At 61.9% G+C, this 17,554-nt stretch carries 15 protein-coding genes; 3 read left to right on the forward strand and 12 right to left on the reverse strand.

Annotated features, from left to right (window positions below):
- Positions 1–92 precede the first annotated feature (92 nt).
- Both AABM52_RS09315 and AABM52_RS09320 read right to left on the reverse strand, forming a co-directional pair.
- The gene (locus AABM52_RS09315; protein WP_347911458.1) at positions 93–1,274 is read right to left on the reverse strand and encodes an acetyl-CoA C-acyltransferase family protein; all 1,182 of its coding nucleotides are present in this window, start codon (positions 1,272–1,274) and stop codon (positions 93–95) included.
- Entirely contained in the window at positions 1,271–2,053 is a 783-nt protein-coding gene (locus AABM52_RS09320) for an enoyl-CoA hydratase-related protein (protein ID WP_347911459.1), read from the reverse strand. Before AABM52_RS09320 ends, AABM52_RS09315 begins: the two co-directional genes overlap by 4 nt.
- Positions 2,054–2,268: 215 nt before the next feature.
- Here AABM52_RS09320 and AABM52_RS09325 point away from each other — a divergent pair, with 215 nt between their 5' ends.
- Genes AABM52_RS09325 through AABM52_RS09335 form a run of 3 tightly spaced genes read left to right on the forward strand, consistent with a single transcriptional unit; the run spans position 2,269 to position 5,738 of the window.
- Complete coding sequence (locus tag AABM52_RS09325) at positions 2,269–3,375, forward strand: polyamine ABC transporter substrate-binding protein (RefSeq protein ID WP_347911461.1); 1,107 nt, start codon at positions 2,269–2,271, stop codon at positions 3,373–3,375.
- Positions 3,376–3,414: 39 nt separating this feature from the next.
- On the forward strand, positions 3,415–4,833 hold the full coding sequence (locus AABM52_RS09330) for an aminotransferase (protein ID WP_347911463.1): 1,419 nt from the start codon (positions 3,415–3,417) through the stop codon (positions 4,831–4,833).
- Entirely contained in the window at positions 4,830–5,738 is a 909-nt protein-coding gene (locus AABM52_RS09335; protein WP_347911464.1) for a LuxR C-terminal-related transcriptional regulator, read from the forward strand. The genes AABM52_RS09330 and AABM52_RS09335 overlap by 4 nt, the downstream gene beginning before the upstream one ends.
- 125 nt (positions 5,739–5,863) lie before the next feature.
- Here AABM52_RS09335 and paaZ read toward each other — a convergent pair whose 3' ends face one another.
- From paaZ to AABM52_RS09385, 10 genes are all read right to left on the reverse strand, one after another.
- A complete protein-coding gene (gene paaZ / locus AABM52_RS09340; protein ID WP_347911466.1) occupies positions 5,864–7,933 on the reverse strand; it encodes a phenylacetic acid degradation bifunctional protein PaaZ in 2,070 nt (689 codons plus the stop codon).
- 58 nt (positions 7,934–7,991) lie between these two features.
- Entirely contained in the window at positions 7,992–9,245 is a 1,254-nt protein-coding gene (locus AABM52_RS09345) for an OprD family porin (RefSeq protein WP_347911467.1), read from the reverse strand.
- Between the two features lie 34 nt (positions 9,246–9,279).
- The gene (locus AABM52_RS09350; protein ID WP_347911468.1) at positions 9,280–10,926 is read right to left on the reverse strand and encodes a cation acetate symporter; all 1,647 of its coding nucleotides are present in this window, start codon (positions 10,924–10,926) and stop codon (positions 9,280–9,282) included.
- Positions 10,923–11,231, reverse strand: a complete 309-nt coding sequence (locus AABM52_RS09355; RefSeq protein ID WP_046042846.1) for a DUF485 domain-containing protein — start codon at positions 11,229–11,231, stop codon at positions 10,923–10,925. Before AABM52_RS09355 ends, AABM52_RS09350 begins: the two co-directional genes overlap by 4 nt.
- A gap of 172 nt (positions 11,232–11,403) precedes the next feature.
- Complete coding sequence (gene paaE, locus AABM52_RS09360) at positions 11,404–12,480, reverse strand: 1,2-phenylacetyl-CoA epoxidase subunit PaaE (RefSeq protein ID WP_347911469.1); 1,077 nt, start codon at positions 12,478–12,480, stop codon at positions 11,404–11,406.
- 34 nt (positions 12,481–12,514) lie between these two features.
- The gene (paaD, locus tag AABM52_RS09365; RefSeq protein ID WP_347911470.1) at positions 12,515–13,048 is read right to left on the reverse strand and encodes a 1,2-phenylacetyl-CoA epoxidase subunit PaaD; all 534 of its coding nucleotides are present in this window, start codon (positions 13,046–13,048) and stop codon (positions 12,515–12,517) included.
- Positions 13,035–13,796 carry a 1,2-phenylacetyl-CoA epoxidase subunit PaaC gene (gene paaC, locus AABM52_RS09370; RefSeq protein WP_347911471.1) on the reverse strand — a complete coding sequence of 254 codons (762 nt, stop codon included), beginning with the start codon at positions 13,794–13,796 and terminating at the stop codon, positions 13,035–13,037. The genes paaD and paaC overlap by 14 nt, the downstream gene beginning before the upstream one ends.
- Positions 13,797–13,804: 8 nt before the next feature.
- A complete protein-coding gene (gene paaB / locus AABM52_RS09375) occupies positions 13,805–14,086 on the reverse strand; it encodes a 1,2-phenylacetyl-CoA epoxidase subunit PaaB (protein WP_007943393.1) in 282 nt (93 codons plus the stop codon).
- 28 nt (positions 14,087–14,114) lie between these two features.
- Positions 14,115–15,104, reverse strand: coding sequence for a 1,2-phenylacetyl-CoA epoxidase subunit PaaA (gene paaA, locus AABM52_RS09380; RefSeq protein WP_347911472.1), 990 nt, complete (start codon positions 15,102–15,104; stop codon positions 14,115–14,117).
- 984 nt (positions 15,105–16,088) lie between these two features.
- A complete protein-coding gene (locus AABM52_RS09385) occupies positions 16,089–17,393 on the reverse strand; it encodes an IS4 family transposase (protein WP_347911473.1) in 1,305 nt (434 codons plus the stop codon).
- Positions 17,394–17,554 lie beyond the last annotated feature (161 nt).

Below are 17,554 nucleotides of genomic sequence, written 5' to 3' on the forward strand. Positions count from 1 at the left end.
GGGGGAACTCCCAAACATAGAGTCTCCCACAGGTACTGCTGATTACCGCAGCATCCCTGTAGAGGTTGCATCTACAGGGGATGGTGCAGGGTTCAGACGCGCTCAAAAATCGCCGCAATCCCCTGGCCACCACCGATGCACATGGTCACCAGCGCATAACGGCCGCCGGTGCGGTGCAGTTCGTGGATGGCCTTGGTGGCGATGATTGCGCCGGTTGCGCCCACCGGGTGGCCCAGGGCGATGCCCGAACCGTTCGGGTTGACCTTGGCCGGGTCGAGGTCCAGCTCCTGGCTGACGGCGCAAGCCTGGGCGGCGAAGGCGATGTTGGCTTCGATCACGTCCAGGTCGGCGACGGTCAGGCCGGCGCGCTTGAGCGCCAGGCGGGTGGCCGGGATCGGGCCTAGGCCCATGAATTCCGGTTCGACGCCGGCGTGGGCGTAGCTGACCAGGCGGGCAAGTGGCTTCAGGTTGTTGGCCTGGACCGCATTGCCGCTGGCCATGACCAGTGCGGCGGCGCCGTCGTTGAGGCCCGAGGCGTTGCCGGCGGTGACCGAGCCGTCCTTCTTGAATGCCGGCTTCATCGCAGCCAGCTGTTCCAGGGACGTGGCGCGCGGATGTTCGTCGACGCTGAACAGTTTGACGCCTTTGCGATCCTGGATTTCCACGGTCGCGATCTGCTTGCTGAAGTAGCCGTTGGCAATCGCGTGGGCCGCGCGTTTCTGGTCTTCGAAAGCCAGGGCGTCCTGCATTTCGCGGGTGATGCCGTTGCGCGTGGCGACGTTCTCGGCGGTGATGCCCATGTGGATGCCATGGAACGGGTCATGCAGGATGCCGAGCATGTAGTCGATGACCTGGGCGTTGCCCATGCGCGAACCCCAACGGGCGGACGGCATCAGGTACGGACCACGGCTCATGGATTCGGCACCGGCACCGACGACGATGTCGGCATCGCCGAGCATCAGGGTCTGGGCGGCGTTGATGATCGCTTGCAGGCCCGAACCGCACAGACGGTTGACGTTGTAGGCCGGGGTTTCCTTCGGAATACCGGCGTTCATCGCCGCGACGCGGGAGATGTAGGCGTCGCGGGTTTCGGTCGGGATCACGTTGCCCATCACCAGATGGCCAACGAGCGCCGGGTCCACGGCGGCTCGCTCCAGGGCGGCTTTCACGGCCGTGGTCGCGAGGTCGGCCAGTGGCACGTCCTTGAGCGAACCGCCGAATGTACCGATGGCGGTACGGGCGGCGCTGACGACGTAGATTTCTGGAGTGTTCATGGCTGGTTTCCTTTCGGTGGATTCTTATCTGTACTGCGATTGAGCAGGGCGTTCAAGGCGGTTTTCGCCTCGTCGGTATTCAGGCGCTGGATGAACAGCGTGTTTTCTTCGCGCAGGGTGGCTTCCAGTTCGGCCAGGGAAGCCTGTTTCATCAGCTGTCGGGACTGGCGCAAGGCTTGCTGGGGCATGGCCAGGAAGCGCTGGGCGATTTTTGTCGCCGCCGCCAGGCATTGTTCGCCGTCATCGAAGGCTTCGTTGGCCAGGCCCCAGGCCACCGCTTCGTTGCCGTCCAGGCCATTGCCCAACAGCAGCAGGCTCGCGGCGCGGGCATGGCCTAGGCGGCGGGGCAGCAACAGGCTGGCGCCGAATTCTGGGCACAGGCCGATGTTGACGAACGGCATGCGCAGCTTGGCGTTGCGGGTGACCAGTACCTGATCGCAATGCAGCAACAAGGTGGTGCCGATGCCGATGGCCGCCCCGCAGACTGCCGCGACCAGCGGTTTTTGCAGGCGCGTGACGACCTTCATCAGGTGGAACGCCGGGGCGTCCAGATGAGTGGGCGGATTCTGCAGGAAATCCACCAGGTCATTGCCGCTGGTAAAGCACGCCGGGCCACCGGTGAGGATGATCACGCCGGTCTGCGTGTCTTCGTCGGCGGCCAGCAACAGCTCGGCCAGTTGCGTGTACATGGCGTTGTTCAGTGCGTTGAGCTTGTCTGGGCGGTCGATGGTCAGCGTCAACACGCCGTCGCGTTGCTCGTGTTTGATCAGGTCGGTCATCGCAGGCTCTGCAGGGTCGGTTCAGGGCTGCCACTTTAAGCGCCGGGCAAACCCCGATCTATGGCCAAACGGGTCAACTGCACTGCCGCTTTTTGCCATGCCGGTGTGCCAAAAGCGACACACACCCATTCGGGGTATGGCCGCGCCAGGCGAATCCACCAATAGTGAGGGCATCCGCTCATCCAGAGCCGAACTCGCTATAAGGTGCATTTGCTATGGGCAAGACGCTGCTTAAGGTGATTTCCAGCCTGTTTGTTGTACCGCTGACCTTTCATGCCTACGCCGCCGAGGTGGACGGCAGCAATACGCTGCGGTTGTACAACTGGGCGGACTACATCGGTGAAAAAACCATCGCCGATTTCGAAAAGGCCAGCGGTATCAAGGTGGTCTACGACACATTCGATTCTTATGAAACGGTACAGGCCAAGCTGCTCACCGGTCATTCCGGTTATGACCTGATCGTGTTGAATGCCTCCCTCGCGCCGCCGCTGATCAAGGCCAAGGTGTTTCAGCCGCTGGACAAAAAACAGTTGCCGGGGTGGACCAACCTGGATCCGCAGATCCTCGAGGACCTGCAAGGCTATGACCCCGGCACCCAGTACTCTGCGCCCTACACCTGGGGCAGCAACGGCGTGACCTACAACGTCGACAAGATCAAGGAACGCATGCCGGACGCGCCGATCGGCTCGCTGGCGATGATCTTCGACCCGAAAATCGTCTCGCGCTTCGCCGATTGCGGCGTGACCCTGCTCGATGCCCCAACCGAAGTCATCCCCATGGCCCTGAAGTACCTGGGACGTGATCCGCGCAGCGCCGCACCGGAAGATCTGAAAGCCGCCCAGGACTTGCTGCTGTCGGTGCGGCCGTACATCCGCAAGTTCGACTCGGTCAATTACCTGACCAGCCTGCCCAACGGCGACGTGTGCATGGCCATGACCTGGTCCGGCGACTACGCCACGGCCATGGCCCGCGCCGCAGAGGCCAAGAAGAAGATCGACCTGGCCTACTTCATCCCCAAGGAAGGTTCGCTGATCTGGTTCGACAACCTGTACATCCCGGCCGATGCGACGCACGTCGCCAATGCTCACAAATTCCTGGAATACCTGATGCAGCCGCAGGTGATGGCGGACGTGAGTGATTTCATCAACTACGCCAACAGTAACGCGGCGGCCACGCCGTTGTTGAACGCCGATGTGCGCAACAACCCGGCCATCTACCCCGATCCGCAGACCCGCGAGCGCCTGTTCCCGCAGAAGACCCAGGACGCCAAGGACATGCGGGCGATTACCCGGGTCTGGAGCACCGTGAAAAGCGGCATCTGATGGGTTCGAACGTTAGTCAATTCGGTTAGAGGTTTATTTATGGCGACGCCAACACGCAGTGTTTTTTCCCCAGCGGACGAGTCCCGGCTGGTCAAGGCCGACAAGGCTCACCACATGCACGGCTATCACGTGTTCGACGAACACGCCGAACAGGGCTCGTTGAACATCGTCGCAGGCGATGGCGCCTACATCTACGACACCCAGGGCAACCGCTTCCTCGATGCGGTGGGCGGCATGTGGTGCACCAACATCGGCCTGGGCCGTGAGGAAATGGCCGAAGCCATCGCCGATCAGGTGCGGCAACTGGCCTATTCCAATCCGTTTTCCGACATGTCGAACAACGTGGCGATCCAGCTGTGCGAAAAACTCGCCAGCCTGGCCCCCGGTGACCTCGACCATGTGTTCCTCACCACCGGCGGCTCCACCGCCGTGGACACCGCCTACCGGCTGATCCAGTACTACCAGAACTGCCGTGGCAAACCCGAGAAGAAGCACGTCATCGCGCGGTTCAACGCCTATCACGGCTCCACCACCCTGACCATGTCGATCGGCAACAAGGCCGCCGACCGGGTGCCGGAGTTCGACTACGCCAACCCGCTGATCCACCACGTCTCCAACCCCAACCCGTACCGCGCGCCGGACGGCATGGACGAAGCGCAGTTCCTCGAGTTCCTGGTCAAGGAGTTTGAAGACAAGATCCTCTCGATTGGCGCGGACAAAGTCGCCGGGTTTTTCGCCGAGCCGATCATGGGCTCGGGCGGGGTGATCATTCCGCCCCGGGGTTATCTCAAGTGCATGTGGGACGTGTGCCAGCGCTACGACATTCTGTTCGTCGCCGACGAAGTGGTGACCTCGTTCGGGCGTCTGGGCAAGTTCTTTGCTTCTTATGATGTGTTCGACGTGCAGCCCGACATCATCACCACCGCCAAGGGCCTGACCTCGGCCTACCTGCCGCTGGGCGCGTGCATCTTTTCCGACCGTATCTGGAAAGTCATCGCCGAGCCGGGCAAGGGCCGCTGCTTCACCCACGGCTTCACCTACAGCGGGCATCCGGTGTGCTGCACCGCGGCGCTGAAGAACATCGAGATCATCGAGCGGGAAAACCTGCTGACCCATGTCGACACGGTGGGCGCCTATCTGGAGGAGCGCCTGGCAACCTTGCGGGACTTGCCGCTGGTAGGGGATGTGCGTTGCCAGAAACTCATGGCCTGCGTGGAGTTTGTCGCCGATAAACGCACCAAGGCGCTGTTCCCCGACGCGATCAACATCGGCGAGAAAATCCACGTGCGGGCCCAGGCCCGGGGCTTGCTGGTGCGGCCGATCATGCACCTCAACGTCATGTCGCCGCCGCTGATCCTGACGTTTGCCCAGGTCGATGAAATCGTCGAGACCCTGCGCGAGTGCATTCTGGAAGTGGCCGCCGAGCTTGAAGCAAGCGGACAGTACGCGGGCCAATGATTTCGTCAGTCAGGCTGTTACCAAGGGCTTGCTCAGCCGCTAGACTGCGGGGCATGAGCAAACCACACGACGATACGCTGATCGCGGTGCCCTTCGGGGCATTGCACAAATGGCATGGGGGAATGCGCGAGGCATTCGCCCATATCGATGAGCCTGACGCCTTGCAACACCTGGCGTCGGCGTTGGCGCAACTGGTGTCCGTCGAATCGATGATGATCAGCCTGGAGCGCAAGGACCGCGCGCCCCAGTTGCTGCATCAGCGCGGGATTGCCCAGGAGTATCAGGTCTCGATCCTTGAGCGCTATTTTGCCGGGGGCTATTTGCTCGACCCGTTCTGCCTGGCGGTGGAGCAGGGGTTGGCGCAAGGCTTCTATCACCTGGAGGAAATTGCCCCGGACAACTTCTTCGACAGTGACTACTACAAATCCTATTACCTGAAGGCGGGTTGCTCGGAAGACAGCTACTACATCGTCGATACCGGCAATGACACGAAGATTTCCGTCAGCCTCTATCAGGGCTTCGGCGGCGAATGCCTGAGCGCCGAACAGCTGAATCTGCTGCGCGCCGTGGAACCGCTGGTGCGCGAATTCATCAGCGAGTTCAGTCAGCGGGGCATGCTGCGCAGTCGCGAGATCCAGTGCGATAAAGACCAGGGCCTGCGCGATGATCTCAAGCACCGGGTGCAGTCGGCGTTCGAGCATTTCGGCAGCGACTTGCTCACCGAACGCGAGCGGCAAGTGGCGCACATGGTGTTGCGCGGGCATTCGGTGAAGTCCACGGCCAGCCAGATGAACATCTCACCGGAAACCGTGCGCATGCACCGCAAGAACCTGTACCTGAAACTGGAGGTGGGGTCGCAGTCGGAGTTGTTTGCGCTGTTTATCGAGTGGTTGCGCAGGCACTGACCCAATTTTTTTCCTACCGATACCCCTGTAGGAGCGAGCCTGCTCGCGATAGCGGTCTGTCAGTCACCATTGATATTGGCTGACGCGCCCTCATCGCGAGCAGGCTCACTCCTACAGGTGTTGCGTTAGTCTTCGCGTTTTACGACCAAGGTGAGAATGTCATAGCTCGCCACCAGCTCTCCCAACTGGTTGGTCACTTCCACATCCCACGCCACCACCCCTTGCGGGACGCCTTGCGGACTCTTCTTGCCCTGGTCGATCTTGCGTTTGCAAGTCAGGCGCGCCTGGATGGTGTCGCCGATGCCCACCGGGTTGATGAAGCGCAGGGTGTCGAGGCCGTAGTTGGCCAGTACCGGGCCGACGCCAGGGGACACGAACAGGCCGGCCGCCGCCGACAGCACGAAGTAACCGTGGGCGATGCGCTTGCCGAATTGCGATTCCTTGGCCGCGATGTCGTCGAAGTGCATGTAGAAGTGATCGCCCGACAGGCAGCCGAAGTTCACCAGGTCCGCTTCGGTGACGGTGCGGCGGTGAGTCAGCAGCGATTCGCCGATCTGCAGGTCTTGGAAGTGGCGACGGAACGGATGCACGTCGGTTTCGATGACCTTGGCGCCGCGCACGTATTCGCCGGTGACCGCTGCCAGCATGGTCGGCGAACCTTGTACCGCCGCGCGTTGCAGGTAGTGCTTGACCGCGCGCAGGCCGCCGAGTTCTTCACCACCGCCGGCACGACCAGGACCGCCGTGCTTGAGTTGTGGCAGCGGCGAGCCGTGGCCGGTGGATTCGCCGGCAGAGTGGCGATCCAGTACCAGCAAACGACCGTGCCAGGCAGCCGCGACCGGGATGGCCTTGGCGGCGATTTGCGGATCCTTGGTCACCAGGCTGGCCACCAGGCTGCCTTTGCCGCGCGCGGCCAGGGCCAGCGCCTCGTCCAGATCGTCGTAGGCCATCAGGGTGCTGACCGGGCCGAACGCTTCGATATCGTGGGCTCCGCCCTCGGCATGCGGATCACGGGCTTGCAACAGGGTCGGGGCGAAGAAGGCACCTTTGTCGACATTCACACCACGGGGTTCGAAACCGTCGCGGGCGCCGAACAGCATGTCGCTGCTCTGCAACAGCGCTTCCAGGCGTTCAGCCACGTCTTTCTGCTGGTCGTGGGAAGCCAGTGCACCCATGCGCACGCCTTCCACCGACGGGTCGCCGACCACCACTTTGGCCAGACGGTCACGCAGGCGGGTAGCAACGGCATCGATGTGTTTGGCCGGCACGATGGCGCGGCGGATGGCGGTGCATTTCTGCCCGGCCTTGGTGGTCATTTCCCGGGCGACTTCCTTGATGAACAGCTCGAACTCTTCGTCATCCGGGGTTACGTCCGGGGCGAGAATGGCGCAGTTCAGCGAGTCGGCTTCGGCATTGAACGGTACCGAATTGCGGATCAGGTTCGGGTTGACTCGCAGCTTGGCCGCGGTGTCGGCGGAACCGGTGAAAGTCACCACGTCCTGGCCTTGCAGGCGGTCGAGCAGGTCGCCGGTGCTGCCGATGATCAATTGCAGGCTGCCCGCTGGCAGCAGGCCGGATTCGTCCATCAGGCGCACCACGGCTTCGGTCAGGTAGCTGGTGGCGCTGGCCGGTTTGACGATGCACGGCATGCCGGCGAGGAAGCTCGGGGCGAACTTTTCCAGCATGCCCCAGATCGGGAAGTTGAACGCATTGATGTGCACCGCCAGACCGCCGCGAGGCACCAGAATGTGCGTACCGGCAAAGGTGCCCATTTTGCTCAGCTGCATCGCCGGGCCTTCGTGGACGATGTTGCCCGACGGCAGCTCGCGGGAGCCGAGGCTGGCGTAGGTGAACAGCGTGCTGTTGCCGCCTTCGATGTCGATCCAGCTGTCGGCACGGGTCGCGCCGCTGTGGTGGGAAATCGCGTAGAGCTGTTCCTTGCGCTCGCTCAGGTACAGGGCCAGGGCCTTGAGACGCTGGGCGCGTTGCTGGAAGTCCAGCGCCATCAAACCGCTGATGCCCTGGCGACGGCCGTGTTCGATGGCCTCGGCGAAGTCCGGGCGCTCCTCATGGGTGCGGGCGATTTCATGGCCGTCGATGGCGCTGCGCAGCACTTGTGCGCCCTGTTGGCCGATCCAGCGACCGGCGATGAAACTCTGCAGGGTAGGGGCATGCAGGGTAGGGGCGTGAGACATCACGATTGCTCCTGGTTATGAAGGGTTGTGGCGCGGTCGCGACCGCGCCCTTTCGGAATTACCAAAGCGCCAGGGTGTAACCGACGATCAGCCGGTTTTCATCCAGGTCGGTAGTCACGCCATTGCCGGAACGGAAGGTCACGTTGCGCCAGCGCAGGCTGACGTTCTTGAACACACCGCTCTGGATGACGTAGTTGATATCGGTGTCGCGCTCCCATTCGCTTCCGTTGTCGACCTTGCCCGCGTTGACATGGCTGCCGTCGGTGTAGCGGGTCATGAAGGTCAGGCCGGGAATGCCTTGCGCCGCGAAGTCATAGTCGTAACGCAGCTGCCAGGAATCCTCGTCGGCGCGGGTAAAGGTGTTGAAGGTCACGAGGTTGACCACGTACGGATCGCCGCCGTTGAGGAACGGAAAGGCACTGTCGCCGGACAATTGCTGGTAGGCGGCACTGACCTTGTGGGCGCCGTGGGACACCGTGAACATGCCGTTGAGGTTGCGGTTTTCGATACGCCCGGCCCGTTCGGCACCGTCGCCCCGGCTGTCGAAATAACGCAGGTCACTGCGCAGGTTGAAGCCGTTGCCCAGCGGTTGCGTATGCACCAGTCCGGCAAATTGCTGGCGATAGATCTGGTCGAGCTTGCCGTAGTAATAGCTCAGGTTCAGTTGCGGACTGAACGCGTAGCTGCCGCCACCGAAGTCGAAGTGATCGCTGGTGGCCGCGCCGAAGCCGATGTCATCGTTGCTGGAGGAGTCCCGCAGGTTGGCCTTGGTCAGGCGTCCGGCATTCACCGTCAGGCCGTCGATTTCCTGGCTGGTCAGCAAGCCACCTTCAAAGGTCGAGCTCAGCAGGCGTGTGTCGTTGTAGGTCGCCACTGGCAACAAGGGTTGCAGGGTGCCGAGTTTCAACACGCTCTTGGAGACCCGCAATTTGCCGGTCAGGCCCAGTTCGCTGTAATTGTCGTCGGGCTCGTGGCTCTGCGGGCCGAACGGCAGCAGGCCGGTGCCACGGCGGTCCGGGCTGGAGTCGAGCTTGAGCCCCAGTTCGCCCAGTGCGTCGAGACCGAAACCGAAGGTGCCGTCGGTGAACCCGGACTCGATGCGCGCAGTGAATCCCTGGGCCCATTCTTCGGCCTTGGATTGCGGCGCGTTGTCCTGACGGAAATCGCGATTGATGTAGTGGTTGCGCATATCAATACGGGCCTTGCTGTCGCCGATGAAGTCGGCCATGGCGCTCGGCGCGATCATGGGCAGACTCAATGCGGCGGCCAGCGAAAACAGTGATGGGTAAGACGTGGTACGTGCGGGTGTCATTATTTTTATTCCCTGCCAACTGTTCGGTCGTCGTTTAGTGTTTGCTGGCGCCAGTGGCACCGATGCCGGTCATCGAGCGGATGAACTGCGCCAGATAACGGCCACGCTCAAGGGCTGCACGGGGCGAGGTATCGGTGACGGAAAACAGCCATGCACTAAAGAACGCCAGGCTCATGGAAAACAGGGCCGGGTTGGAGTACGGGAACAGCGCCTTGTCGTGGTGCATCACGTTGACCCACACCGCCGGGCTCAGCACCAGCAACACAATCGCCGAGACCAGTCCGGACAGGCTGCCGAGGACAGCGCCGCGGGTGGTCAGGCCTTTCCAGTACATCGAGAGGAACAGCACCGGGAAATTCACCGACGCGGCGATGGCCAGCACCAGGCCCGAGAGGAAGGCGATGTTCTGCGATTCGAACAGCAGGCCGAGGATGATCGCCAGCACACCGATGCACAGGGTGGCGATTCGCGACACGCGCATCTCTTGCTGTTCGCTGGCCTGGCCTTTGCGCATCACGCAGGCATACAGGTCGTGGGACACCGCCGAGGCGCCGGACAGCGCCAGCCCGGCAACCACCGCCAGAATGGTGGCGAAGGCGACCGCCGAGATGAAGCCGAGGAACAGGTTGCCGCCTACTGCCTGGGCCAGGTGCACGGCGATCATGTTGCCGCCGCCGATGATCGCGCCGCTGGCGTCACGGAACGCCGGATCGGTGCCGACCATGACGATGGCGCCGAAGCCGACGATGATCAGCAGCAAGTAGAAGTAGCCGATGAAACCGGTGGCGTAGAACACGCTTTTACGCGCTTCCTTGGCATCGCTGACGGTGAAGAAACGCATCAGGATGTGCGGCAGGCCGGCGGTGCCGAACATCATGCCCAAGCCAAGGGAAATCGCGTCGATCGGGTTGGACAGCAGGCCGCCGGGGGCCATGATCGCGTTGCCCTTGGCATGCACGGCGGTGGCACCGGCAAACATCGCTTCAGTGCTGAAACCGAAGTGCTTGAGCACCATGAACGCCATGAAGCTGGTGCCGAACAACAGCATCACCGCCTTGATGATCTGCACCCAGGTGGTGGCGAGCATGCCGCCGAAGGTCACGTAGAACACCATCAACACGCCGACCAGCATCACCGCGTAGAGGTAGTCGATGCCGAACAACAGTTCGATCAGCTTGCCAGCGCCGACCATCTGCGCCACCAGGTACATCAGGGCCACGGTCAGGGTGCCGAAGGCCGAGGTCAGGCGCACCGGGGTCTGTTCCAGGCGATAGGAAACCACGTCAGCAAAGGTGTACTTGCCGAGGTTACGCAGGCGTTCGGCAATCAGGAACAGGATGATCGGCCAGCCGGCCAGCACGCCCAGGGCGTAGAGCAAACCGTCGTAGCCATTTAGGAACATCATCGCGGAGATGCCGAGGAACGAGGCAGCCGAGATCATGTCGCCGGCAATCGCCAGACCGTTCTGGAAACCGGTCATGCCGCCACCAGCGGTATAAAAGTCGCTGGTGGAGCGGGTGCGAAGTGCCGCCCAGCGCGTCACGCCAAGGGTGAACAGCACGAACACCAGGAACATGCCGATGGCATTCCAGTTCAGTGGGCGGGCTGCGCCGTCGGCGGCCATCGCAAAATCAGTGACAGCCGCCAGCGGCAGCAGGAACAACGCGAGAAGGCGGCTCATCGGGCGCACTCCTGCTTGAGTTTTTCATTCAGCGGGTCGATCACGTTGTTGGCGCGATAGACATAGAAACCGGTCAGCGCAAAGGCCAGCCCGACGATGACGACACCCACCAGCATGCCCACGGTGGTCACGCCGCCGCTCAAGGATTGGCCGAGGGTGGAAGGGGAGAAAGCCACCAGCAACACGAAGCCGTAGTAAATCACCAGCATGGCCAGGCTCAGTGACCAGTACAGCTTCTGTTTACGGCGAACCAGCTGGATGAAATCCGGGTGCTGGCGAATGAGTTCTACTTCCTGGGGTGTCATGACGCGCGCTCCTTTGTTGTTTTTGTTTTGGGTGAAACGGTGTATTCGGGTCGATCGCTGGACCCCTGTGGGAGCGAGCTTGCTCGCGATAGCGGTGGTCCAGTCACCATTGATGTTGAATGGACTGTCCTCATCGCGAGCAGGCTCGCTCCTACAGGGTTTTGTGGCGGTTTCAGAGCTGATCGAAATCCAGCACCACCTTGTCGCTGATCGGGAAGGCCTGGCACGACAGCACATAGCCGGCGGCCACTTCGTAGTCTTCCAGGGCGTGGTTGCTGTCCATTTCCACTTCGCCTTCGATGACCTTGCATTTGCATGTCGAGCACACGCCGGCCTTGCACGAGTAGGGCAGTTCCGCACCTTGCTCGTTACCTGCTTCGAGGATGCTCATGCTGTTGCGCGGCAGGTCGAAGGCGAGGGCGCGGCCGTCGCTGATCACGGTGATCTGGCTGACCGCTTCATCCACCTGACGGGCGGCTTCCCGGGCGGCGCGCTTCTGCTCGCTACCGGCGGCGGCGAACAGTTCGAAATGGATGCGCTCAGGTTGCATGCCCTTGGCCTTGAGGCTGTCGCGCACGGTCTCGGTCATTTCCTGCGGGCCGCAAATGAAGGCGGCGTCGAGGGCCTTGACGTCGAGCCAGCGGCTGAACAGTTGCTCGCACTTCTCGGCGTTGATCCGGCCGTTGTACAGGTCGACGTCCTGCTGCTCGCGGCTGAACACGAAGATCAGGTTCAGGCGTTGCAGGTAGCGGTTTTTCAGGTCTTCCAGCTGCTCGCGGAACAGCGCGCCGGAGCTGGAGCGGTTGCCGTACAGCAGGGTCACGCGGCTGTGGGGCTCGGTTTGCAGGGTGGTCTTGATGATCGACAGGATCGGCGTGATGCCGCTGCCTGCGGCCACAGCGAGGTAGTTGCCATGGCGGGCCGGGTCGAGCTCGACGCAGAAGTGCCCGGCCGGCGGCATCACTTCCAGGGTGTGCCCGGCTTTCAGCTGTTCGTTGGCAAACGCCGAGAAACGTCCACCGGTAACACGCTTGACGGCGATGCGCAGTTCACCGTCGTTGACCCCGGTGCAGATCGAGTAGGAGCGACGTACTTCTTCGCCATCCAGTTGGGTGCGCATCACCAGGTGCTGGCCCTGGGTGAAATGGAAGCTGTCCTGCAAGTGCTGCGGAATCTCGAAGGCGATGGACACCGCGTCACGGGTCTCGGCGCGCACTTCCTTGATGGTCAGGCTGTGAAATTTGCTCATTGTTGTTCTCCAGCTGGGACGGCCGATTCGCCGCTCAGATGCACTTGAAATAGTCGAACGGTTCCCGGCAATCGACGCAGCGGTACAGCGCCTTGCACGCGGTGGAGCCGAACTGGCTGAGGACCTCGGTGTGGGCGCTGCCGCATTGCGGGCACACAACCCGCGGGCTTTCACCGAGCAGGCTGCGCTTGCTGGTGCTGCCCTCGGGCGGCGCGATGCCGTAGGCGCGCAGGCGTTCGCGACCGCTATCGCTGATCCAGTCGGTGGTCCAGGCCGGGGTCAATTTGCGCTCCAATTGCGGCGCCTTGAATCCGGCCAGTTCCAGGGCTTCGCGGATATCGCTCTCGATCACTTCGGTGGCCGGGCAGCCGGAGTAGGTCGGCGTGACCACCACGTGAAGGTGGCCGGCCTGCCAGTCCAGATCGCGGACGATGCCGAGGTCAACCACGCTGACCACCGGCACTTCCGGGTCCATGACCTCCGACAAAATCGCCCACGCGGCAGCCAGGTCGGTCGGTTGTGCCGGCCGGGCGCCGAGGTCGCTGGCGATCAGCTCACCAGGTTGCATCGGGGTACGCTCGTGGCAGGAACTGCATTTCGGCCAGCAGGATGCCCAGGTGTTCGGTGTGCAGGCCCTTGCGTGCATTCAGGTAGAAGTAGGTCGGCGCCGCGGGAACGGGCAGGGTGGCGCTGGTGAAAATCTGCTCGACCTTGGCTTGCCACTGGGTGGCGACGCTGGCGATGTCCGGGGTGATGCCGGCTTCGCACAGACGCTGTTCGCTGTCATCGGCGGCGATCAGTTCAACGGTGAAACGCCAGACTTCGGGGATCGCCGCGAGCATGCGCTTGTGGCTTTCCTCGGTGCCGTCACCCATGCGCTCGATCCATTCGCCGGAGCGGCGCAGGTGATAGGTCACTTCCTTCACCGCCTTGGCGGCGATCCCGGCAATGCGTTCGTCGCTGGACTGGCTCAGGCCCTGCAGCACCGGCAAATGCCAGGCGTCATAGAGGAACTGCTTGAGCATGGTCACCGCGAAGTCGCCGTTGGGTTGTTCCACCAGCAACAGGTTGCGGTAGGCACGCTCGTCGCGACGGAACGCCAGGTGATCGGCGTCGCGGCCGTCGTCCAGCAGTTCGGCGGCGTATTCCAGCCAGTTGCGCGCCTGGCCCACCAGGTCCAGGCCGACGTTCATCAGCGCCAGCTCTTCTTCCAGCGCCGGGGCTTTGCCGCACCACTGGCACAGGCGCTGGCCCTGGATCAGGGCGCTGTCGCCGAGGCGCAGCAGGTATTCGATCAGATCAGTCTTGTTGTCCATGGTCGACCTCACATGTGCCCGACTTCGGCCGGCAGCTCGTAGAAGCTGGCGTGGCGGTAAACCTTGTCGTCCGACGGATCGAACAGCGGGTCTTTTTCATCCGGCGACGAAGCGGTGATCAGCGCCGAAGGCACGACCCACAGGCTCACGCCTTCGCTGCGACGGGTGTAGAGCTCGCGCGCGTTCTCGATGGCCATGGTGGTGTCGGCGGCATGCACGCTGCCGACGTGCTTGTGGTTGAGGCCGTGCTTGCTGCGCACGAAGACTTCGAAGAGGGTCCACTCGGACATTTCAGTTACTCCACATCAGGTGGCCGGATCAGGCGGCGTTCTTGTTTTGTTTTTTGCGGGCGTGGGCGACGGCGGCTTCACGGACCCAGGCACCGTCTTCCATCGCCTTGCGGCGGGTGGCGACGCGTTCCTGGTTGCACGGGCCGTTGCCCTTGAGCACTTCGTAGAATTCGCTCCACTGGATTTCGCCGAAGTCGTAGTGACCGCGTTCGGCGTTCCACTTCAGGTCCGGATCGGGGCAGGTGCAGCCCAGCAATTCCAGTTGCGGGATGGTCTGGTCGATGAAGCGCTGGCGCAGTTCGTCGTTGCTCTGGCGCTTGATTTTCCAGGCCATGGACTGGGCGCTGTTCGGCGAGTGTTCATCGCTCGGGCCAAACATCATCAGCGACGGCCACCACAGTCGGTTGATCGCGTCCTGGACCATGTCTTTTTGCGCCTGGTTGCCGTGGCGCATCATGGTCAGGAGGATTTCGTAGCCCTGGCGCTGGTGGAAGCTCTCTTCCTTGCAGATGCGCACCATCGCCCGGGAGTAGGGGCCGTAGGAGGTGCGCTGCAGCACCACCTGGTTGACGATCGCCGCGCCATCCACCAGCCAGCCCACCGCGCCCATGTCGGCCCAGTTCAGCGTCGGGTAATTGAAGATGCTCGAGTACTTGGCTTTGCCGCTGTGCAGCTTGGCGACTTCTTCATCACGGTCGGCACCGAGGGTTTCCATGGCGCTGTACAGGTACAGGCCGTGGCCGGCTTCGTCCTGGATCTTGGCCATCAGTTGCAGTTTGCGTTTGAGCGACGGCGCGCGGGTGACCCAGTTGCCTTCGGGCAGCATGCCGACGATTTCGGAGTGGGCGTGCTGGGAAATCTGCCGGATCAAGGTCTGGCGATAGGCATCTGGCATCCAGTTCTTGGCTTCGATCTTGATTTCTGAATCGATTTTTTCCTGGAAGGCGCGTTCCTGTTCGGACATCTCCGAGAGGTCTTTGATGCGCTTGACGCCTGTTTCTACGAGCTGTGCGTACATTTTTGAGTTCCCGCCTTGAATCTGTTCTGGGGCATGGGGAACTTTATAAGCGATACAGAATTTAATATCAAACACAAAATGACGTGTCGTATTTGTTTTTTGTATCGCTTTGGATGGGTGGTCGCTTTTTTGGGGCGGGATGGTCGGTGTACATATCCATTCCTGCGGTAACGGCCGCTTATGGTTTCGCCCTTACGGCGAGTCCCTTTTGGCAAACGCCCCAAAAGGAACCAAAAGGTCTCGCCCCTTACGTACGGCCCCTCGCTAAGGCTCGGCGTTCCTTCGCTCCGGTATTCATCCGGGGGCATTGCCCTCCGGTCGGCTTCGCTTCGACCTACATGCAATGTGTTCGACTGCGTCGAACGGCGCTGCGCGCCAATCCCCGGATGAACACCTCCACTCAGCCTTCCGAGGGGGCGGGTGGATCAAGATCAAGAGCTGCAGGCGAGCTAACGCTCGGCCTGATGAGTGGTGAGAAGCGTGGGTGTACGGCGGTCTGCCTTTGCTCTTCTGTGGGAGCTGGCTTGCCCGCGAAGGCGGCCTGACAGCCGACCTGATTTTGCTGCTGCACACGGTCCAATTGTGGGAGCTGGCTTGCTCGCGAAGGCGGCCTGCCAGCCGACCGAAATCTTGCGGATGTACTGAGTACCTGTGGGAGTGAGCCTGCTCGCGATGACGGTCTGCCAGTCGACCAGGTACCTCACAGACGAACGACCCCAACAACCAGGCCGGCCGGTAGGCCGCCTCGGGCGCTGTTGCGGTGTACGCCCCCTCGTGAGGCCGAGTGGAGGTTCTGCGCAGTGGGCAACCCGGCATGGATGCCGGGTTAGCCGCCCCCGGCCATGGATGGCCGATGGCGGCGGGCCCACGGAGCAGGACCGGAGCGAGGGCATGCCGAGCCACGGCGAGGCACCGAATGTCAGGGGCAAGAGCCCTTGGTTACTTGGGGCTTTTCCAAGTGACCCGCCGTAAGGGCCAGCCCTTTCAAGGTGTTTTCCCTTTATGGGCTTTGAGCACCCGGTTGGTCGACACATGAGCATGCGCAGCTTTGCCGTCCAGCCACTCCTTGGGTTTGGCGATTTTGGGACCACGTATGCTTTTGGCGACCTGTTTGGGCTTGATGTTCCTGGCCAGCGCCAACAGACGCTCCGCCAGCGTTTCCGAGGTCGTTTGGAGTGATAGATAGTCCGAGGGCAACGCGATCTGCATGCCCTCATAACCGCTGCGTACTTGTACCGTCAGATGGAAGATCGAAGCTTCCCAGCCTTCGGGCAATGTCTCGCGATGAGCCTGCTCCACGCTGCGTTTGAGCACTGCCAGGACGTTGTAGGCCAAGATCGCTGAAGCAAAACCCAGCAACGCCGCCCGCGGAGCGCCAAGGCTTTCGATTTCACTGTCCAGCACCGATTCCAGGCGCTGGAACATCCCTTCGATACTCCAGCGACGACGGTATAACTCGGCGATCTGCCCGGCGCTGACGGTGTCTGGCAAGTTGCTCCAGAACCACATCACAGTGTCGCCTGAGTCAGTAGGTGTCTGTAGGTTCAGTTCAACTCGGCGCCAGCGGTGACCACCTTTGAGTTCGATGATTTGCTCGCGCACCGTTCCGGATTCGATGGCCACAGATTCTTGCCAGCCGCCTTCCTCAATCAACCGTGGATGCTTGCTTTGCTGGCGAATAATGAAAGAAGCGCCCGCTTCCTCGCAGGCTTGCATGACGGGCAGCGTGCAGTACAACCGATCAGCCATCCACAGCTGGCCCTTAGTGGCGCAGGCCAACAACGGCAGCACGCTGACGCGCTCACTCGCGTAGGCATCCTCGCATGGCTGCAAGTCGACAATCTGATCCCGGTCCGGGTCGTAGACCACTACTGAAAACCCTGGTCGCGCCGCACCTCGCTCACGCCGCAAAGCCCCCAAGCGTTTTTCGGTAGATGGCAGGTGATTGCCGTCAACGATGCGCAGCTGCCAGCCGGGCAAAATGGCTGAACAGCCCAACTCTTTTATCGTCGGAGCCAAGCGCTCGGCGCTGCCGGTGACCAAGGCTCGCAACAAGGCCGGTTCTGTGCGGCTGACCTTGTCATAGAGCGCCGCCAACGTAACCGGCAGCCCCTCCATTTGCCGGGCAGCGGCATGTAAAGAAGGGCGCAAACCCAATGAAACAAGGGGCATCAGCTCAACGATGGTCGAAAACAAAAGCTCACGCGGGTATTGGCGTTGACGGTGTTCTTCAAACACCTGATCAACCCATTCGGCAGGAACAGCCTGCTGCAGTATCAATTTAGTCATGACACTGGCCGGTGTCTTTTTTTCAAACCGCGCTAGAACTTCTGCCCACATCGTTTTCGTCACCCTGACTGGAGTTTTGGGGGAGTTTAAACGAAGACCTTGAAAGGGCTGGCCGTAAGGGCGGAACCGTCAGCGGCCGTTACCGCAGCAATGGATATGTA

The organism is Pseudomonas grandcourensis (assembly GCF_039909015.1).
GTDB classification, from domain to species: Bacteria; Pseudomonadota; Gammaproteobacteria; order Pseudomonadales; family Pseudomonadaceae; genus Aquipseudomonas; species Aquipseudomonas grandcourensis.